A 20,787-nucleotide genomic window follows, 5' to 3' on the forward strand; every position below is an offset into this window, starting at 1 on the left:
CGTAGCGATCTGTGCTGCGACAATATTGTTGTGATTTGCCGCAATTTGCGCAATCTGATCTGAAATACGATCACACTATATATATGTGTCGGACATTCGGATCATTCGCAGCACGACATACATTTTCGCCCCAGGGCGCAAGAACCGGACACGAAAAACGTAATGAATCTTGTCATCGTCGAATCCCCGGCCAAAGCCAAGACGATCAATAAATATCTCGGTGACGATTACAAGGTGCTGGCCTCGTTTGGTCACATCCGCGATCTTCCGTCAAAAGATGGATCAGTTGATCCCGACAACGAATTTGCGATGGTCTGGGAAACCGATGGCCGTTCCGAAAAACAGATCCGCGAGATCGCATCGGCTGCACGCGATGCCGATACCATCTATCTCGCGACTGACCCGGATCGCGAAGGGGAAGCGATTTCGTGGCATATTCTGGAAGTTCTGGAACAGAAAAAGCTTTTGCGCGGTCGCGATATTCATCGCGTTGTGTTCCACGAGATCACGAAAAAGGCAGTTACCGACGCGATTGCCAATCCGCGCGAGCTTAATCAGGAACTGGTCGATGCCTATCTGGCGCGCCGTGCCCTTGATTATCTGGTGGGCTTTAACCTATCGCCGGTTCTGTGGCGCAAATTGCCCGGATCACGGTCGGCCGGTCGTGTTCAGTCGGTCGCCCTTCGCCTGATTTGCGAGCGCGAGATTGAGATCGAAGCATTCCGCCCCGACGAATACTGGTCACTCGAAGCTGGTTTCAAGGTGCCTGAGGGCAACTTCACCGCGCGTCTGACTCATCTGAACGGTGAGAAGCTTGATAAGCTGGCACTGGGCAATGAGGGTGCAGCGACGATTGCCAAGGAAAAGGTCGAAAGCCGCAGCTATACGGTTTCAAAGGTCGAGCGCAAAGATGTCAAACGTCGTCCGCAGCCGCCTTTCACCACCTCGACCCTGCAACAGGAAGCGTCACGCAAGCTGGGCTTTGGCGCGAAACGCACCATGCAGCTGGCACAGCGCCTTTATGAAGGGGTTGATATCGGTGGCGAGACAGTTGGCCTGATCACCTATATGCGTACCGATGCGGTCGTGCTGTCGGGCGAGGCACTGGCAGCAGCACGCCGCCTGATTTCCAAGGATTACGGTGAAAACTACCTGCCGCCAAGTGCACGCAGCTTTGCCAACAAGGCCAAGAACGCACAGGAAGCCCACGAAGCCATCCGTCCGACTGACCTGTTCCGTCGCCCCGATCAGGTTGCGCGTCACCTGGATAAGGATCAGCTTGCGCTTTATACCCTGATCTGGAAACGCACCGTCGCCTGCCAGATGGAAGATGCCAAATTCGATCAGGTCGCGGTTGATCTGTCATCGAATGACAATCACGTGGTTCTGCGCGCCAATGGTTCGGTCGTGAAATTCGACGGTTTCCTGAAACTGTATCAGGAAGGCAAGGATGACGAGGCAGAAGACGAAAATGATCGTCGTCTGCCCCCTTTGAACGAAGGCCAGAAGCCCGATCTTGGCAAGGTCAGTATCGACCAGCATTTCACACAGCCCCCGCCCCGTTATACCGAGGCGAGCCTGGTCAAGAAAATGGAAGAACTGGGTATTGGCCGTCCGTCGACCTATGCATCGATCATTTCGGTGTTGCAGGATCGCGATTATGTGACGCTGGACAAGCGCCGCTTTGTCGCACAGGACCGCGGTCGTCTGGTCACGGCGTTCCTGTCGAAATTCTTTGAACGTTACGTGCAGTACAACTTTACGGCCGATCTGGAAAACCAGCTTGATGACGTTTCAAACGGAAGCCTTGCTTGGCGCGATGTGCTGAACCAGTTCTGGTCGGCCTTTAAGGGTAACGTTGACGAAGCCAAGGAACTGAAGATCACCGATGTGCTTGATGCGCTTCAGGTGATGCTGGAAAATTACCTGTTCCCGACGCGCGACGACGGCACGGACCCGCATAAATGCCCGAAATGCACTGATGGCACGCTCAGTCTTAAGCTTGGCAAATTCGGCGCGTTCCTTGGCTGTTCGAATTATCCGGAATGCAACTTTACCCGTCCGCTAGTTGCCAATGAAAATGGCGGCGATTCCGAACTTGATTCCGGGCCCAAAGTGCTTGGCATCGACAAGGAAACCGGCAAGGAGATCACCCTGCGCAAAGGCCCTTATGGTGTTTATGTGCAGCTGGGTGAAGAAGAGGAAGTCGAAGGCAAGAACGGCAAACCAAAAAAGGTCAAACCGAAGCGGACATCGCTTCCAAAAGGTCTGGAGCCATCGGTTGTCGATCTGACCAAGGCGGAAGAATTGCTGACATTGCCGCGTCTGGTGGGCGTATTCCCCGACACAGGAGAGGAAATCAAGGCCAATGTCGGCCGTTTTGGCCCCTATGTTCAGGCGGGCAGCATTTTTGCATCGCTTAAGGCCGAGGATGACGTTCTGACGGTTGGTGAAAACCGCGCCATTGCCCTGATTGCGGATAAACGCGAAAAAGCAGGCAAGGAAATCGGCAAACATCCCGATGACGGCGAACCGATATTCCTGTCCGATGGCCGTTGGGGTCCGTTTGTCAAACACAAGAAAACCAATGCCAATCTGCCGCGTGACACCAACAAGGAAGATGTCACGCTGGAAATGGCCATTGCGGCATTGAAGGAAAAGGAAGCCAAATCGGGGAAACCGGCCAAGGCAACCAAAACCGCAGCAAAAAAAACAACGACGAAAAAGGCGGCCCCCAAGAAACCGGCTGCCAAAAAGACCGCTGCAAAGAAACCTGCAGCAAAGAAAACAACCAAGAAAGAGGCGGCGAATTAATCGCCGCCTTCCTTTTCTTGACGATAAAATTGAAAGGACGCCGCGAAGTTGGCGAACGACACAGAAAATAAAACCCCGTTCCCCACACGGGAACAGATCATGGAATTCATCGATATGAGCCCCACCCCGGTGGGGAAGCGCGAAATTGCGCGCGCCTTCAACATCAAGGGTGCAGCGAAGATCGAGCTTAAAAAGATCCTGAGGGATCTAAAAATCGGTGGTGACGTGGTCAAGGGCCGCAGACGATTTGACAAACCCGACCGCCTGCCGCCGGTTGAAGTACTGGAAATCATCGGCATCGATGATGATGGCGAGGTAATTGCCCGTCCCAATGTCTGGAAAGAAGATTACGAACCACCGGTCATTTACGTGAAAACGATCCGGCGTGGTGGACCAAGCGCACCGGGAATTGGCGATAAAATCCTTGCCAAACTGCGCTATACCGGCAAGCAGACCTATGAAGCCAGCATCATGCGGGTTCTGGGCAGCGGCCCGCAACGCGTTCTGGGCATTTTCCGCCCCAATGAACGTGAAGGCCGGGTTGTGCCCACAGACCGCAAGGATAGCGGCGAGATCGCCGTGCCGCTGGATGACCATCCCGATCTTGAAGGTGGTTCGTTGGTTCTGACCGAAATTCTGCCGGGCAAGCATTTCGGCCTGCGCAAAGGCCGGATTACAGAGGTTCTGGGCAATATCAACGAACCGAAATCGATCAGTCTGGTATCGATCCATGCGCGTGGTATTCCTTTTGAATTCCCGCCCGAGGTCGAATTGCAGGCGCGTGAGTCCAAGGCAACGCCGATGGGCAAGCGCACAGATCTGCGCGATATTCCGCTGGTGACGATCGACGGTGCTGATGCGCGCGACTTTGACGATGCCGTCTGGGCCGAACCCGATTCCGATCCGGAAAACGAGGGCGGCTGGCACATCATGGTCGCGATTGCCGATGTGTCCTGGTATGTGCGCCCGCACGACGCGCTCGACCGTGAAGCGGTAAAGCGCGGCAATAGTTGCTATTTCCCGGACCGGGTCGTGCCGATGTTGCCGTTTGAATTGTCAAACGGCTGGTGTTCGCTGGTTCCACATGAAGATCGCGGCTGTATGGCCGTCGAGATGTGGTTGAACCGGCACGGCACCAAACTGCGACACAAATTCTGTCGCGGAATGATGCGATCAGCAGCACGCCTGACTTATGATCAGGTTCAGCGCGCAATGGATGGTTATTCCGACGACACAACGGGGCCATTGCTTGAAACCATTATCAAGCCGCTTTACGGGGCGTATGAGGCGTTTCTTGAGGCGCGCAAAGGACGTGGTGTTCTGGAACTTGATCTTCCGGAACGCAAGATCGAGCTGAATGACAAGGGCCAGATCATTGCCATTGCACCGCGGGCACGCTTTGACAGCCACAAGCTGATCGAGGAATTCATGGTCGCGGCCAATGTCTGTGCGGCCGAGGAACTTGAACGGATCAAGCAGCCCTGCATGTATCGTATTCACGATGCGCCAAGCGAGGAAAAGCTTGAAGCGCTTCATGAATTCCTTGAAGGGGCTGGATACAAGCTGAACAAGGGGGCGGTCCTGCGCCCGCGCGATTTCAACCGCATCCTTGAACAGGCCAAGGACACCCCGGAAGCCGAGCTGATCAATACGGTCGTGCTGCGTAGTCAGTCACAGGCCATGTATAGCCCGGACAATATCGGGCACTTTGGTCTGGCCCTTAAGAAATATGCCCATTTCACATCCCCGATCCGACGTTATGCCGATCTTCTGGTGCATCGCGCACTGATTGCGGGCCTGAAACTTGGCGAAGGCGGATTACCGCCCGAAGATGGCGAACGGTTCGAGCAGATCGGCGAAGACATTTCCGGCACCGAACGACGGGCGGCCATGGCCGAACGTGATGCGGTTGACCGTTATGTCGCGGCCTATATGGCCGACAAGGTCGGCGCGGAATTCCCCGGACGTGTTTCGGGGGTCACGCATTTTGGCCTGTTCGTATCGCTTCAGGAAACCGGTGCCGATGGTCTCGTCCCGATTTCCACCCTGCCCGATGATTATTATGTGCATGATGCCATCGGACATGCATTGGTCGGGCAAAATCGCGGCAAGACATTCCGTCTGGGAGATGATGTTGTTGTCCGCATTGCCGAGGCAGACGCGGCAACCGGATCGCTTGCGCTGCGTCTGGCAGGTCATGCCGATATCACCGACCGGGACCTGATCGAACGGCCGCGTGGACGCGGCAAGCGCAGTGGCAGCCCCGGTGATCGCAGCCACCGTCACGGCACCAAACCGGGTTTCCGCGCCAATCCAAAGGATAAAAGCGGTGCATCTGGTGGTGGCCCCCGTGGGGGAAACCCGGGCAGCAAGCCTGGTGCCAAGGCTGCAGGCAAGAAGAAAACCACACCCAAAAAACAGCGCAAGCTGGTGGCATCAAGCCGGGTCGCACGCAACACGACCAAACGCGATAGTTAAAGAAAAAGGGCGGCCGCGATGGTCGCCCTTTTTCGTTGATATCGGATGTTGCAATCAGTCAAGCGTTTCAATGAACTTTGCCAGATGCTCGGCTGTCTGCTTGCCCCGGTTTGAAATGATCACGACATTTGATGGCAGACCTTCCAGATCGGGGTGGGATGCCTCGAAGCTGGTCAGAAGGCCAAGCGCCTTGTCCTTCATGGTTTTCATTGCGGCAAGGGCGCGGATCAGTTCGATCCCGCTTAGACCATCAAGGACCGCCGCAGTGATGATTGCATCTGGGCGCGATTGCACGACGGTCTCGAATGCTTCGACTGCGTTACGTGCGGTGATGGTCCGGAACCCCTTTTCGCGCAATTCGCGTTGCAGAAAGTGCGCCTGAACCGTGGTTGCAGTGACAATCAGAACTTCCTTGTCATGCGCTGTTGGCGTGTTCGAGACGCTATCCTCATCCCCCTTTTTTGCACTTCGGGTCGGCAATGAGCGCAGAATGCGGGTTTCTTCCTCCGCCGGGGGATTGGTCCCGCTTTCGATGATTTCGCGGATCCATGTCGTGAAATCGACAAGCGATGCGGCTTCGAGATCATCAATTTCAGTCAGTTCGGCGATGTAATCTTCCATGCGGTGCGCAATAGCGCCGACAAGCGGGAAACCGAACGATCCGGCCAGACCTTTGACTGTGTGGGCTTCGCGCCGCAGTTCGGCGATGCCAACATCAGCCTTGTCCATACCGCCGGCAACACGATCAATGGTGGTTTCGATGCGGTCTGCGCGTTCCAGAGTGTCTTCAATGAAATCCTGTTTCAGTCGGGCGACGATATCGTCTGCATTCCCCATCTGGGCGCTCCTGTACCGGGTTGAAGACATCAGTATCAAAGATTCGGCATTATAACGGCGTTTCGCAGGGTTTTCAGCCATGCCAGAAAAGCACTTGCCCGATCACTTCAACTTCATGATGATAGATATCCGTTTCAATGCCCCTTTTTTTCGGCCCGATCAAGGGGCTGGATCAAAAAACAGGAACGAATGCCACCATGCAGCCAGAATATAGTGAACAAAGCAGCGGGTCGCGCCTGCTGACCGGTCTTAGCCGTGGTTTCCGCCGGAAATGCCCCAATTGCGGGCATGGACTTGCGTTTGGCGGGTATCTGAAGCTGCGTCAGGAATGTGATTGCTGTGCGCATCCGATCGGCGAATATCGCTGTGATGATGCACCGCCCTATTTCACGATTTTCATTGTCGGCCATATCGTTGTTGGCGGGGCGCTTACGATGGAACAATCCATCCAGCCATCCATGGCGCTGCAACTGTCGGTCTGGCTGCCGATCACTGTTTTGCTTTGCCTTGGCTTCCTGCCTTTTATCAAGGGGGCGGTGCTTGGAACCCAGTGGGCGATGAAGATCAAGGGATAGTCATTGTCGACTGCACATCATTCGCAGTAGAATGACTTTCACGTTGATCCATCTCCTTTCGGATTGAGCACATTTTGGCATCAGCCACGCAGGACTTCGATACTGTTTCTTTCCGTCCGGCTTTACGCCCTATAAAGCGTGTTGCCGGGATGGTTGGTATTTGCCTTTTGCTGGCCGGGTGTGTGACCCAGCGTGCGGATGTGATCATTTCAAGTGATGATGCGCAGACCCGCGATGTGATGTCACAAACCATCGAACTGGTCGCGACCCGATATATTGATCCAGTTGGCCGTGAACAGATCGTTGTCAATGCGCTTGACGGGCTTTCGACCATTGATCCGAACATTCGCATCGGCATGACACCTGACGAAATCATCCTTGGATATAACGGTAAAACCGTTCGCAATCTTGCCCTGCCCGCTGCCGATAGCGAAGAACAGGACACCCTTTTGTGGACGGAGCTGACGCTTAAGGGCGTTGGCATTTACCGGGTTTATTCACCAGACTTGCGCCATGCCGATCCGCTTTCGGTACAATCAGCCCTTGTCAGTGGATCAATCAAGAACCTTGATCGATACAGCCGTTACGAGGGTCCCAGCCAGGCCGAAACGGCGCGGACACGGCGCGATGGTTATATCGGGGTTGGCGTGCGACTGATCGGTGGCGATGGATATCCGGTCATCAAGAAAGTGCACGAAGACAGCCCGGCGGCCAAGGCAGGCCTTAATATCGGCGATCAACTGATTTCGGTGAACGGGATCAACCTTTATAACCGGACCGCCTCCTACGCCAGCGACCTTTTGCATGGCGAGGAAGGCACACGTGTTTCAATCGAGATCAATGGGGCCGATAGCCCGGTCGTCACACCGGTTGAAATCATGCGAGAACGCGTTATCGGCCGGACCGTTTTTGCCGAAATTCGCGACAATATTCTGATTGCGCGGATCGCCAGTTTTAACAGCGCGACAGCACAGGCGCTTGGCGATGAAATCCTGAAGGCCGATCTTTATCCCGGTGGTTTGCGCGGGGTGATCCTTGACCTTCGCGGTAATCGTGGCGGGCTTTTGCAGCAGGGTGTGGAGGTTGCCGATCTGTTTATTGCCGGTGGCCCGATTGCCAATACCCGATCACGCGTGATGGCCGCGCGCCATATCTTCAAAGCCGATGCCGAGGACCTGACCCGCGGTGCCCCGCTTGTGGTTCTGATTGATGGAAGAACGGCATCATCGGCCGAACTGGTCGCCGCGGCCCTTCAGGACCGCAATCGCGCCGTCCTGATCGGGTCAACCAGTTTTGGCAAAGGATCGGTTCAGGCGATCAATGATCTTTCGAACAAGGGTACCCTGACCTTTACATGGTCACAGATGACGGCTCCATCCGGTTACACATTTGATCGTATCGGACTTTTCCCGTCGATCTGCACAACCGCCGACGGAGTTGGTCCGGATGAACAGATCAAATCGGCATTGGCCCATCGCGATGACATGGTCGCCGTGATGACAAAATGGCGCAATCTTGATTATCAGAATGAACAGGCACGACAGGACCTTAGAAAGGTGTGCCCGGCCCGTCAGGGCGTTGATGAAAACGACATTGATATCGCGCTTGAATTGATCAAAAACCTCCCGGGTTACAAGGATTTGGCTCAGTTGCCGATCAATGAGATTGCCGATACCTTTGCCTCGCAATAAAAATGGCATTATTTTTGCCAAAATGGCTTGACACCCGGCGCATAACCTTTATGTTCCGCGGCCTGAGATACACCTGAACACAGGAAGCTGAGATATGGCGAAGCCCGCTTCGATCCTCGTAAAGTTGGTAAGCACCGCTGACACCGGTTACTTCTACGTCGTTAAGAAGAACCCGCGGAATACCACCGAGAAATTCTCGTTTCGCAAGTACGACCCGGTCGTGCGCAAGCACGTCGAGTTCAAAGAAGCGAAAATGAAGTAATCTTTCAGCCTCGGCTGATTAGGTTACCGGAATTTAAAAAAGACGTGACCTTCGGGTCGCGTCTTTTTTATTGTCTGGTGGACCTGGTGAAACGCCCCAACTCCCGTCAGGCTGAAAATCTTTTCCACCCTGCCCCCGCCAACATAAGCCAGCCGGTAATGAAAGACAGCCCGCCAATTGGGGCCACCATGCCAAAGGCGCTTATCCCGGCAAAGGCAATGACATAAAGCGCTCCGCAGAAGAATAAAATACCCGCCAGCATTGCATATGCCGCCCAGCGCAAAAGCCGTTCATCGGGCACCTGATGGGCAAGGGCTGCGATGGCAGCAACCCCCACAGCATGAACCAGCTGATAATGTGCGGCAGTTTCGACAAGATCACGGGCGTGGCTCATTTCTTCGCCTGCCATGCCGTGGGTTGCGAACGCACCAAGTGCGACGGCAATTGCCCCATTGAGCCCCGCCAAAACAACAGATAACCGCATGAAGATGTTTCCTGATTTTATAAAGCCTTAAACTGGCGATACTTTATAGACCGGTAGCTGGGCGCGCCATGATCAAACGCAAAAAAATGGCCGTACAAAAAATTGTACGGCCAGTAAACTCTCTTGGGGGAGATGTTCCGGACCATTTAAATGCCCGTCACCCTGTTTTTCTATCCTGTACGGCCAAAGGTTTCTGTGACACCCGTCACAATTGGCGAAACAATTTCGACTTTCTGTCGACATTTCATCATTTCGCAACCGATTTGACCAATCAATGGATCGACTCACTCAGGAATTCTTCCAGACGTCGTACATCGGGAACGTAAAGACCGGTATCATTTTTGGTCACCAGTCCCTTACGCGCCAGACTGCCCATAACACGCGCAACCGTCTCGCGCGATGTGCTGACACGCCCGGCAATGTCGGAATGAACCGGCACCGGGTTTAACGTTGCCGATCCATCCCCTGCAATCGCGATCTGTGCGCAGCGCAGAATTTCCGCCACGACACGTTCGTTCGCGCCAAGGGTACTGACATCGACAATCCGCCGGGTCGACGTCCGCACGATACGCGCGAGTTCATGAATGACATTCCAAGCGACAGATGGGTGGTTCTTGACGACTTTTTCGAAATTGGCCGGACTGACAATGGCAACATCGGTATTGGTAACGGCCAGCACACAAGCCGAACGGGGTTCACCATCGATGGCCGAAAGATGGCCGACACAGCCGCCGACCCCGATTTCCTCCAGCGTGATTTCACGTCCCGATAGCGAATAATTCACGATCCTGACCTTACCCGACAGGATCAGATAGACATCCGAACTGTCCGATTCCGGTTCAATGATCTGCGCACCGGCCGAAAATGTTTTTCGATTGATGTGCCGTTCGACATCCGCAAGTGCGGCTTGATCAAGCCCCGCAAGAATACCGACCACCGATAATTCTACCATCTACCCCAGCTTTTCCATGCTCTCGTTTTCATCGTTTTACCGGTTCATCGCGAATTTGACCGATACCGACTATCCCCTTAGGATCATATGCAAAGCAGTCGGCACTGACAATCACCGGCAATCAATTTCGGGGCTATTTTCAATACAATTGTATGACCATACTCTATCCAAACGAATGCTGCGGATGTGAATTGTCGATTTTCATGTTAGATTATATGGATCCCTACACAATTCGCATGCAGGAGGCCTGCCATGAGTCCCGAATTGGAAATTTTTCGCCGTAACCCAGGCAGCAAGCCCAAATCTAAAACCCCGATTGTTTTCGTCCATGGTGCGTTTACCGGTGCCTGGTGCTGGAACGAGCATTTCCTGACCTGGTTTGCCGATCAGGGGTTTGAAACCATCTCGTTTTCACTTCGCGGCCATGGTGGCAGCGGCGGACGCGACCTGCGCAGTCTGGCGTCAATTGATGATTATGTCGAAGACCTTGAAACCGTTGTCGATACGCTGGGACAGAAGCCGATCCTGATCGGGCATTCGATGGGTGGTTACATCATCCAGAAATATCTTGAAAAACATAAGGCCGCCGCTGCGGTACTGATGGCATCCGTCCCACCGGAAGGCCTTCTTGCCAGCAACACCATGATGGCGATGGCAAAGCCCGATCTTTATCTTCAGATGTTCTGGCTTCAGGCAATAGGACCGCACACCCTGCTGCGAGACAGACTTGGGCGTGCCATGCTGTCGCCCGACATCGCCGAGGACGAAGGCATGATTTATTTCGGTCGCCTTGAAACGGAAAGCCACCGCGCCCTGATGGATATGATGGGCGCCAATCCTGTGTTTCTATCGCAAACAGATCTGCCGCCGATACTGGCCATCGGGGCACGCAATGATGAGATCATTCAAAGCGAGCTAGTCAATCATACCGCGAAGCGTTTGGGCGCGGATTGCATTCTGCTTGATGATATCGCACACGCGATGATGCTTGACGCAAAATGGGAAAAAGCAGCATCCCAAATTGCTAAATGGCTTGAAAAAAACGTAATCGAAAAACAGGACAGTACCTCAAAGAAGTCCGCAGCCTGATTGATTACAAAAAACGAATTCATTTTTAAAGGCAGGATGTTAGCGCATTCTGCCTTTTGTTTTTCTGAACGTCCCCAACTGTTTTCTTTTCAATCACCACCATTTCTGGAAGCATGGGCCATCAGAACCACAACAAAAAGGTTGGTGACATGCCCCACATGATCAAAGGTTTCCGTCTGCGGTCCTTTCTGCTGAGCAGTGCAACGGCGATATTGCTGACACTGCCGGCCAACGCACAACAGGCCACGGATGCGATTGCACCCGAAAGTGCGACATCGCCGGTCTCACATCGCGACGCTGTTCGCGCGCCGAACTGGATGGTTACGGCGGCCAACCCGCTGGCGGTTGAAGCTGGTGCAAATGTGCTTCGTCGCGGCGGCAATGCTATTGATGCCATGGTCGCCGTTCAGACGATGCTTGGACTAGTTGAGCCACAGTCGTCGGGACTGGGGGGCGGTGCCTTTCTGGTTTATTTTGATGCACGCAGCGGCAAGCTGACAACCATGGATGGCCGCGAAACGGCGCCGATGGCCGCCACACCGCCCCTGTTTCAGACCGAAACAGGCGAACCAATGGAATTTTATGATGCGGTTGTCGGCGGTCGGTCCGTCGGGACACCGGGAACACCAGCATTACTGAAAGTAGCCCACGAAAAATGGGGTCAACTGGAATGGCCCTCATTGCTGTCCCCTGCCATAGAACGCGCCGAAATCGGTTTTAATGTCTCCCCTCGCCTTGCCGGACTGATCGCCGAGGATGCCGAAAAGCTCTCGCGCGATGATACCGCAAAGGGCTATTTCTTTGACAGCAATGGCGCGCCGCTTGAAGAAGGTGCGCTTCTGAAAAACCCGGAATATGCCAATACCCTTAAGGCGTTGGCACAAAACGGTACTGACGGGTTCTATTTTGGGCCGATTGCCAATGACATCATTAACAAGGTTCAGGGGGCAAGCTGGAACCCCGGTGTTCTGTCCCTGAAAGACCTTGCCAATTATACTGTCAAGGAACGTGATCCGGTTTGCGCCGATTATCGCGGATATGAAATATGTGGAATGGGCCCGCCATCATCCGGTGCCCTGACGGTCGGGCAGATACTTGGGCTGATCGAACCGTTTGATATTGGTGATTTTGGCCCCAAATCGCCGGAAAGCTGGCGATTGATTGGTGATGCATCACGTTTGGCCTTTGCTGATCGCGGGCGATATATGGCTGATATCGATTTTGTGCCGATGCCTTTGACCGGATTACTGGACAAGGATTATCTGGCGCAAAGATCGAAGCTTCTGGAAAGCGACCAGGCGCTGGAAAGTGTGGAACCGGGCATACCCGCGTTCAGCCACGCCATGCGGCTTGCCGATGATGAAGCAATCGAATTCCCCAGCACCAGCCATTTTTCAATTGTCGATGCCATGGGTAACGTTATGTCGATGACCACCACCATTGAAAACGGCTTTGGGTCGCGCCTGATGGTGCGCGGCTTTATGTTGAACAATGAACTGACCGATTTTTCGTTCAAGACACACAGCAACGGTGTGCCGATTGCCAATCGGCTGGAACCGGGCAAACGCCCGCGTTCTTCCATGGCGCCGACAATCGTCATGCAGGAAGGCAAACCGGTTATCGCCGCCGGGTCACCTGGCGGATCGCGGATTATCGGGTATGTCGCACAGGCGCTAGTCGGGATGATTGACTGGGGCATGGACCCGCAGCAGGCCATCAACATGCCCCATCTGATCAACCGGTTCGGAACCTTTGATATCGAGTCAGGAACAGAGGCCGAGGCACTTGAGCCATACCTTCAGCAACGCGGTTTCAAAACCGAGATCCGCGATCTTAATTCCGGTTTGCACATCATCCGGATTACCGATCAGGGTCTGATTGGCGGGGCAGATCCACGACGCGAAGGCATCGTTATCGGCGGGTAAATATAGATTTCGATGATTTGAGGACGGGCGGCATCGATTGCGATGCCGCCTTTTTTTGTCAAGCAAGCCAATCAGCCAGAAAGTCGCGTAATGCCAGATGATTTTCTGCGACATAATGCGCCCCTGCCCCGCGCAGAGCATCCGCCGATGTCAGATCGACCAGACCGATTGTCGTGGCCCCCGATGCAACACCGGCGCGCACGCCGCTGATGCTGTCGTCAATAACCACGCATTTGGTGATGTCGATACCGATTTTTTCAGCAGCCAGCAAATAAACATCGGGGGCCGGTTTTGCATGTTGCACATCATGGGCGGAGCATATCCGACCACGAAAACGATCCAGCAACCCGACCTTGCCAAGCGATACATCCATTTTGTCATGCGGGCCGTTGCTACCGATTGCCATCGGGATCCCCTTCGCATCCAGAAGGTCGAGAACAGGATCAAGGTCTGGATATGGCTTCAAATCTTTTTCAAATGATTTGAAGGTTCTGGCATAACATTCCTTAATCCAGTCGTCAGGCAAGGTCACACCAAAAGATTCGGCCATTTTGGGTGCAACAGCCGCCAGCGTGCCACCTATAAAGAATTGGTGGCTTTGCGCCGGGGTCATGTCACAGCCATATTCGCACAGCAGATCGGTCAGAACCCTGTTTGCCAGGTTTTCGGTATCAACCAGAACACCATCACAATCAAAGATCACGCCGCGCACGACCGGCTTAGTCACAATCGCGTCCATCATCCTGTCACTCATGCCCCAGCCAGTTCGGACCAGCGTCCTTCATCATAGGCTACCGTGCGGGTCGCACCGAAATCGACAACCGGCCGTTTGATCACGGTCGGATTAGCCGCAAGGATGGCGGCGGCGGCCGCATCGTCATTTTCAAGCACGGCCTTGTCGCCATCGGAAAGATTACGATAGCTTGGCCCGCGTTTATTGATCAGGGTTTTGCCGCCGACTTCGGCAAGCCACCCTTCGATGGTTTTGGCATCAATTCCGTCAATGCGGAAATCATGAAACTTGTGATTAATCCCCTTGGCATCGAACCATCTAAGGGATTTTTTGACTGTGTCGCAGTTTTTGATGCCATAGACCGTAATCATGAATGCTTCCTGTATGTCGCAATGTGCGATGCAGCCATGCATCGCCGAATGGGTTTTGACCCTAAATCCCGGAACATATATAAAGACCGCGCCCGGAAATCGGCAACCCCATTCACGTGCTCAGGTTCAGGAACAACTCGGTATGACTGTCAATCGGCGTATTTCCGTCGCCCCGATGATGGATTGGACAGATCGGCATGATCGCTATTTCTTGCGGCAGATCAGTCGGCATGCGCTGCTTTATACCGAAATGGTTACCACGGGTGCGATCATCCATGGTGGGGCGGACCGGCATTTGCGCTATAACACGGCAGAGCATCCCGTTGCCCTGCAATTGGGCGGCAGCAACCCCGATGATCTGGCGCGTGCCTGCGAGATTGCCAATGATTATGCCTATGACGAGATAAACCTGAATTGCGGCTGCCCGTCGGATCGCGTGCAGAATGGTGCGTTTGGTGCCTGTCTGATGGCGACCCCCGATGTCGTGGCAAATTGCGTCAAGGCGATGATCGCGGCCAGTAACGCGTCGGTGACGGTCAAAAACCGTATCGGTATCGACGATCAGGAAGATTACCCGTCGTTGAAACGGTTTGTTGAAACCGTGGCGGATGCCGGGTGCAGAACTTTCATCGTGCATGCCCGCAAGGCATGGCTGAACGGGCTTAGTCCCAAGGAAAACCGCAAAGTCCCGCCGCTTAAATATGAACTGGTTTACCAGTTGAAACAGGAATTGCCGGAACTTGAAATCCTGATCAATGGCGGCATCAAGACGCTGGATGAAACAGAAGAACATCTGAAACAGGTGGACGGCGTGATGATTGGGCGGGAAGCCTATCAGAACCCCTATGTGCTTTCGGATGTGGATCGACGTTTTTATGGTGATGATACAAAGCCCTTAAGCCGTCATCAGGTGGCAGAGGCGATGTTGCCCTATATCGACGAACATCTGAAATCGAACAACGGGACGCTTGGCCATGTGACGCGACATATGCTTGGCCTGTTTCAGCAGATGCGCGGTGCCAAACAATGGCGCCGGTATTTAAGCGAAAATGCCCATCGCAAGGGCGCGGGTGTTGATACGGTGCGAGAGGCACTTGCACTGGTTCCCGAAGAAGATGCCGAGGCATTGTCTGCATGAGCGCAGATGAACAATCGCCCGAAGCCGCGAGACAAACCGGCGGCATTACATGGCGGGAAGGCAACGTCCCCTTTTCCCCGCAATTTGGCGATATCTATTACAATCCAAAAAACGGATTGGCCGAAACGCAATATGTGTTTGTTGCGGGCAATAACCTGCCCGAGGCATGGCAAAACCGCGAGAATTTCACGATTGGTGAAACCGGCTTTGGCACAGGATTAAATTTCCTTGCCGCGTGGGATTGCTGGCAAAAGGACCCGACGCGGTCCAAACGTTTGCATTTCGTGTCAGTCGAGAAATTCCCGCTGACGCGTGATGCGATGGCACGCGCGCATCAGAACTGGCCGGAATTGGCCGAAATTTCAGACCAACTGGTCACACAATGGCCAACCGGAACGATGTTGCCCGGTGTGCACCGGTTTGATCTGGGCGATGGTTCGGTCACGCTGACACTCCTGATCGGGGATGCGATTGACTGCTATCGAGATTATCACGGAATGGTCGATTGCTGGTTCCTTGACGGTTTTGCCCCGTCGCGCAATCCCGATATGTGGCGACCGGAATTGTTCACCGCCCTTGCCGCGGCATCAAGCAGTGATGGTGCCACCCTTGCGACATTCAGTGCAGCACGCATCGTGCGTGACGGGCTGGAACAGGCCGGGTTTGAAGTCGCCAAGCGCAAGGGATATGCCTATAAGCGCGATATGATCACGGCCCGCCTTGCCCCGAAAGGGACCGATGAAAACGCAGATCGCGGCAAAGGAATGGACGAAAACCCTTGGTTTGTATTGCCAAAAATGACGGATAACAAACGTGTCGCGATCATTGGCGGCGGCATGGCCGGGGCTGCCTGTGCACGGGCGCTTCAAAATCGCAGATGTGCGGTTACGCTTTTTGAAAAATCCGAACGCTTGGCGAATGCGGCATCTGGCAATCCCATCGGGATGCTTGAACCCTATTTCACCGCTGATAACGCCATAACAGGACGCTTTTACGAAGCGGGCTTTCGATACAGCCAACGACTGGTGCGCAGCTTGTCCGTGGCGGGCAAGATCGAAGCCGATTTTTGCGGCGTATTGGATCTGATTTCCAACCAGCGCGACGAAGAGCGTCAGGCAGGCATGATGCAGCGCCTGCCGGACAGCCCCGATCTGGTTCATGTTCTGGACCGTGAAGCTGCGAGTAGCGCCTTTGGGTTGCCGCTGCCCCATGGCGGCTTGTTTTATCCTGGTGCTGGCTGGGTCAATCCACCATCGCTGGTGACCTGTCTTGCCAGCGGGATCGAGTGCCACATCAACACACCGATTGCTGCAATTTCCGAAGATGGTACAGACAAGGTCCTGCATTCGGTTGAGGGGCAGGAATTTGGCCCCTTTGACGCTGTGATCATTGCCGGTGCGACCGAAACAACGGGGCTTGATCAAACCGCATGGCTTTCAGACTATCTGCGCCCGGTACGCGGACAGATCAGTTACTTTGACGACAGCGCATTGCGCGAATGCTATGGCGACGAAAAAATTCGCTGCGTGCTCAGTCATAAAGGCTACCTGACCCCGGCGCGTGCGGGTATCCATGTTTTTGGTGCGACATTTGATCGCAATGATGATCAGACAGACCTGCGCGAAACTGACCATGCCCATAACCGCCGACAGTTGAGCCGCGTCCTGCCCGAGCTTGCCGACAGGCTGGAAGCGATAAAACTTGACGGTCGGGCGGCATTGCGGACCACAACCCCGGATCACCTGCCAATGATCGGTCCAGCACCGGATTACGATGCCTATCTTTCGGCCTATCACGATATAGACAAAGGGAAAAAGGCGGCGCGATATATCGATGCGCCTTACCACAAAGACGTGTATATCTGTACCGGATTTGGCGCGCGTGGGCTGATCGCAGCCCCTGTTGCCGCTGAAATAATTGCCAGCGAGATTTGCAATATGCCCCTGCCGCTCGAAAAGTCCCTGATGGATGCGATCCATCCCGCACGGTTCATCGTGCGTGGTCTTAAACGGCGGCAAATCACGGCATGATCAACAAGCACGTCCTTCCGTCATTTGACGACCCGCGTATGAAAACCGCAACCGTGCTTGCGCTGTTTTTCGTGGGGCTTTTCCTTATTCAGGGTGTGTTTCTGCCCTATTGGCCGGTCTGGTTGAAAAGTCAGGGATTATCGGCGGGCGAGATCGGTATTTTGCTGTCCCTGCCCAACTGGGTTCGGGTTTTTGCCGACCCATTGATTGCGCAGCGCGCAGATCGCACCGGCAATCGTAAGACACCTATGTTGTGGCTGGCGGGGATTTATGTCGTTACGGTTCTTGCCTTTCCGGTATCGAGCAATTTCTGGTGGCTGGCCGGATTATCCGTGATCATCGGCTTTAGCTTTGCACCGTTATTGCCACTGGGCACAACGATTACGGTTCATGAATGCAAGGCCAAGGAACTTGACTACGGCCGGGTTCGGCTTTGGGGATCGCTTGCCTTTATCGCGGCATCCTATGGCGCGGGATGGGTTCTTGATGGCACATCTACGGCTTGGATTGTCTGGATGCTGTTTATTGCCGGGATTGTAAATTTTGCCATCGTCACTCGCATGCCCGATCCACAAACCGACCGTCCGTTGCGGTCCGGTTCGTCAATCATTTATCTGCTGCGCAAACCCGTTTTCCTGATTTATCTCGGCTGCATCGGTTTTGCGCAAGGGTCGCACGGCACCTATTATAGCTTTGCGTCTGTCCATTGGGAAAATGTCGGCTATCCCCATGATGTGATCGGGGCGTTCTGGTCCATCGGGGTGATTGCCGAAATCGCCCTTTTTGCCTTTGCCGGGAAATATGTGCGCGGTCGGCATCCGGGGATTTTGTTTGCCATCGGAGCGGCGTCAGGCGTGCTGCGCTGGACTGTTCTGGGCATGACCGATAATTTCTGGCTGATTGTTCTGGTGCAACCCTTGCATGCCATGACATTTGGCATTACCCATCTGGCGGCTGTCAGCTTTATTGCACGCGCGGTACCGACCCAGCTGGCAACATCGGCTCAAAGCCTGATGGCGACATTATCCATGGGTGTTTTCCTTGGCAGTGCGATCTGGGCATCGGGACCGCTTTATGATCATTTCGGGTCGCATGCCTATTACGCCATGAGCGGACTTTCGATTGTTGCGTTCTTCTTTGCGCTTTGGCTAATCAAGCGTTGGCGCGGCGAAGACAACACGTTTTGTGAATGACCGGGACATGCCTGGGGGAAATCTGATGAGCAATCTTCCGCTTTCACGGAAATGGCGCCGTTTGAAACTGGGGCTTAGGACGCTTTTGACGGCGTCGCCAGCCGGTTATTTCATTCCGTATCGCTATGCCGCCGAAACGGCCAGTACCGTTGGCCGACCGCATTATCCGGCAATCGAGGCCATGATGGATCACGCGGCGCCGACCATGAAGGCGTGGCTGACCAAGGCCAACAAATATCAGGACGCATTTGCCAGTTTCGGCAATGCCACCCCACCCGATCCACGTTGGCAACAAAGCTGGTTCCCGCGACTAGACGGGATGATGGCCTATGTCCTGACGCGTGAATTTCGCCCGGAACGGATTATTGAAATTGGATCGGGCCATTCAACACGGTTTTACTATCGCGCCATTCTTGATGGTGAACTCGACACCATCTTTCACGCAATTGATCCGGTACCACGCGCCGATATTGCCGCCTTGCCGATTACGGTCGAACGAACCATCGTGCAAAAGGCCGATCCGGCTGTGTTCAAGACATTGTCGGGTGCGGATATTCTTTCGATTGATTCAAGCCATATCCTGATGCCCGGCACGGATGTTGATCTGCTGTTTTCAACGGTCATACCGGCATTGCCCAGTGGGGCGATCATTCATATCCATGACATCACCCTGCCCGATGATTATCCGGAAATCTGGCAATGGCGCGGATACAATGAACAGCAGGGTGTTGCAGCGTTGCTGGCAGGTAACGGGTTTGAAATCCTGTGGTCGAGTGCCTATGCCAGTACACGCCTGAATAACATTATTGCAAACTCCATCGCCAATGGCATTCATCTGCCTGATGGGGCACATGAAACCAGCTTGTGGTTGCGTAAAAAGTAGTTCAAACAGGATCAGTATCCATTCAAACCGTATTGACGGAAATGACGGGGTAAAAGCCCCGCAAGCCTGCCGGGAAAACGTCTTTCCATCCGAACCACGGTTAATCAGGATTAAATCGATGTCGCGAACAGATGCTCCGGGTCTTGGCCGGGGACTGGCCTTTGTCATGGCGGTTGCTGCCGGTCTTGCAGTTGCCAATATTTATTATAATCAACCGATGCTTGGCATCATTATGGCCGAGTTCAATCAAAGCGGCACTGCGGCACTGATCCCGACCGCAACGCAGTTGGGATATGCAGTTGGTCTGTTTTTACTCGTCCCGCTTGGCGATCTGTTTGACCGACGCAAACTGATTGTTATCCTGTTCCTGTTGCTGGCACTGGTTCTTGTAATCGAAGGATCGGCACCAACGGATTATATTCTGTTTATTTCTTCAATATTGCTTGGTGCCTGTTCGACGGTGGCCCAGCAAATCATTCCCTATGCAACAGCACTGACCCCTCCCGAAAACCGCGGAAAAACCATTGGCACGGTCATGGCGGGTTTGCTGTGCGGTATTCTTCTGAGCCGGACACTGGCGGGGTTTGTGTCGACCCATCTTGGCTGGCGCGAGATGTTCTGGCTTGCCGCCCCGGTGGCCGTTCTTGCCGCCATCGTGATGGCCATGATGTTGCCAAAGGACAAGGCGCGGACCTCCATCGGCTATGGAGAGGCGCTTTTATCCGTGCTGTTCCTGTGTAAACAGCTGCCTGCCCTTCGCCGGGCGACATTGACGCAAGCCGCCCTGTTCGGATCATTTTCGGCCTTCTGGACCATATTGGCCCTGCATCTTCAGGAACCCGATTATCAGCTGGGTGCCGACATCGCCGGGCTATTTGGGGTTTTGGGCGCGATTGGCGTTCTGGCAGCCCCCCTTTCGGGCCGGTTGGCAGACCGATATGGTCCTGCGCGCGTCATTGCCGCCGGTGTCATCATTTGCGTGATTTCATGGCTGGCATTCGGGCTTTGGACAGCTCTTGCAGGGTTGATCGTCGGGGTGATCATTCTGGATTTCGGCGTGCAAAGTGCGATGATTTCCAACCAACATGTGATCTTCGGCCTGCTGCCAGAGGCCCGCGGCCGGATCAACACCGTTTATATGACCGGTATGTTCCTTGGCGGTTCATTCGGCTCGGCCGGGGCGACCTATACATGGGGACTGGGCGGTTGGCCTGCGGTTTGCGGTTTCGGGCTCGCACTTTCGGTGATTGCGATGGTGCCCTCGATGGCGCAACTGCGATCAAAACCGATTGTGCATTAAAACAGAAGCAGCCCGCCAGTAGATGGCGGGCT

At 54.2% G+C, this 20,787-nt stretch carries 17 protein-coding genes; 12 read left to right on the forward strand and 5 right to left on the reverse strand.

What is annotated here, in order from left to right; genetic code table 11:
• Positions 1-162: 162 nt before the first annotated feature.
• Entirely contained in the window at positions 163-2,814 is a 2,652-nt protein-coding gene (gene topA, locus ABIE64_RS07165; RefSeq protein WP_354376991.1) for a type I DNA topoisomerase, read from the forward strand.
• A gap of 48 nt (positions 2,815-2,862) precedes the next feature.
• Positions 2,863-5,292, forward strand: a complete 2,430-nt coding sequence (gene rnr, locus ABIE64_RS07170; RefSeq protein ID WP_354376992.1) for a ribonuclease R — start codon at positions 2,863-2,865, stop codon at positions 5,290-5,292.
• Between the two features lie 54 nt (positions 5,293-5,346).
• On the opposite strand, the gene ABIE64_RS07175 is transcribed toward rnr, so the two are convergent.
• Positions 5,347-6,129: an Hpt domain-containing protein gene (locus ABIE64_RS07175; RefSeq protein ID WP_063092947.1), complete on the reverse strand. Its 783-nt coding sequence runs from the start codon at positions 6,127-6,129 to the stop codon at positions 5,347-5,349.
• 137 nt (positions 6,130-6,266) lie between these two features.
• Here ABIE64_RS07175 and ABIE64_RS07180 point away from each other — a divergent pair, with 137 nt between their 5' ends.
• The 3 genes from ABIE64_RS07180 (at position 6,267) to rpmG (ending at position 8,657) form a co-directional block, all read left to right on the forward strand.
• Positions 6,267-6,704: a DUF983 domain-containing protein gene (locus tag ABIE64_RS07180; RefSeq protein ID WP_354376993.1), complete on the forward strand. Its 438-nt coding sequence runs from the start codon at positions 6,267-6,269 to the stop codon at positions 6,702-6,704.
• 74 nt (positions 6,705-6,778) lie between these two features.
• On the forward strand, positions 6,779-8,395 hold the full coding sequence (locus tag ABIE64_RS07185; RefSeq protein WP_354376994.1) for a S41 family peptidase: 1,617 nt from the start codon (positions 6,779-6,781) through the stop codon (positions 8,393-8,395).
• A gap of 94 nt (positions 8,396-8,489) precedes the next feature.
• Entirely contained in the window at positions 8,490-8,657 is a 168-nt protein-coding gene (rpmG, locus tag ABIE64_RS07190; RefSeq protein ID WP_007089918.1) for a 50S ribosomal protein L33, read from the forward strand.
• Positions 8,658-8,763: 106 nt separating this feature from the next.
• Here rpmG and ABIE64_RS07195 read toward each other — a convergent pair whose 3' ends face one another.
• Together ABIE64_RS07195 and ABIE64_RS07200 are read right to left on the reverse strand one after the other, a co-directional pair.
• Complete coding sequence (locus ABIE64_RS07195; RefSeq protein WP_071240181.1) at positions 8,764-9,141, reverse strand: DUF423 domain-containing protein; 378 nt, start codon at positions 9,139-9,141, stop codon at positions 8,764-8,766.
• A gap of 271 nt (positions 9,142-9,412) precedes the next feature.
• Positions 9,413-10,093: a Crp/Fnr family transcriptional regulator gene (locus tag ABIE64_RS07200; protein ID WP_341363947.1), complete on the reverse strand. Its 681-nt coding sequence runs from the start codon at positions 10,091-10,093 to the stop codon at positions 9,413-9,415.
• A gap of 252 nt (positions 10,094-10,345) precedes the next feature.
• Between ABIE64_RS07200 and ABIE64_RS07205 the strand changes: the two genes are divergently transcribed.
• Positions 10,346-11,182 (forward strand): alpha/beta hydrolase, encoded by an 837-nt coding sequence (locus tag ABIE64_RS07205; RefSeq protein WP_354376995.1) that lies wholly within the window; start codon positions 10,346-10,348, stop codon positions 11,180-11,182.
• Positions 11,183-11,331: 149 nt separating this feature from the next.
• A complete protein-coding gene (gene ggt, locus ABIE64_RS07210) occupies positions 11,332-13,107 on the forward strand; it encodes a gamma-glutamyltransferase (protein ID WP_354376996.1) in 1,776 nt (591 codons plus the stop codon).
• 58 nt (positions 13,108-13,165) lie between these two features.
• Here ggt and ABIE64_RS07215 read toward each other — a convergent pair whose 3' ends face one another.
• Together ABIE64_RS07215 and ABIE64_RS07220 are read right to left on the reverse strand one after the other, a co-directional pair.
• A complete protein-coding gene (locus ABIE64_RS07215) occupies positions 13,166-13,861 on the reverse strand; it encodes an HAD family hydrolase (protein ID WP_354376997.1) in 696 nt (231 codons plus the stop codon).
• Entirely contained in the window at positions 13,858-14,211 is a 354-nt protein-coding gene (locus ABIE64_RS07220; protein ID WP_354376998.1) for an ArsC/Spx/MgsR family protein, read from the reverse strand. Before ABIE64_RS07220 ends, ABIE64_RS07215 begins: the two co-directional genes overlap by 4 nt.
• Before the next feature lie 142 nt (positions 14,212-14,353).
• Between ABIE64_RS07220 and dusA the strand changes: the two genes are divergently transcribed.
• The 5 genes from dusA (at position 14,354) to ABIE64_RS07245 (ending at position 20,755) form a co-directional block, all read left to right on the forward strand.
• A complete protein-coding gene (gene dusA, locus ABIE64_RS07225; protein WP_354376999.1) occupies positions 14,354-15,349 on the forward strand; it encodes a tRNA dihydrouridine(20/20a) synthase DusA in 996 nt (331 codons plus the stop codon).
• Positions 15,346-17,379, forward strand: a complete 2,034-nt coding sequence (gene mnmC / locus ABIE64_RS07230) for a bifunctional tRNA (5-methylaminomethyl-2-thiouridine)(34)-methyltransferase MnmC2/FAD-dependent 5-carboxymethylaminomethyl-2-thiouridine(34) oxidoreductase MnmC1 (protein WP_354377000.1) — start codon at positions 15,346-15,348, stop codon at positions 17,377-17,379. Before dusA ends, mnmC begins: the two co-directional genes overlap by 4 nt.
• Positions 17,376-18,572, forward strand: coding sequence for a 3-phenylpropionate MFS transporter (locus ABIE64_RS07235; protein WP_007089927.1), 1,197 nt, complete (start codon positions 17,376-17,378; stop codon positions 18,570-18,572). The genes mnmC and ABIE64_RS07235 overlap by 4 nt, the downstream gene beginning before the upstream one ends.
• 25 nt (positions 18,573-18,597) lie before the next feature.
• Positions 18,598-19,455: a class I SAM-dependent methyltransferase gene (locus ABIE64_RS07240; protein ID WP_007089928.1), complete on the forward strand. Its 858-nt coding sequence runs from the start codon at positions 18,598-18,600 to the stop codon at positions 19,453-19,455.
• 118 nt (positions 19,456-19,573) lie between these two features.
• Positions 19,574-20,755, forward strand: a complete 1,182-nt coding sequence (locus ABIE64_RS07245; protein WP_354377001.1) for an MFS transporter — start codon at positions 19,574-19,576, stop codon at positions 20,753-20,755.
• Positions 20,756-20,787 lie beyond the last annotated feature (32 nt).

It is taken from the genome of Thalassospira sp. MBR-102 (assembly GCF_040549275.1).
Classification (GTDB): domain Bacteria; phylum Pseudomonadota; class Alphaproteobacteria; order Rhodospirillales; family Thalassospiraceae; genus Thalassospira; species Thalassospira xiamenensis.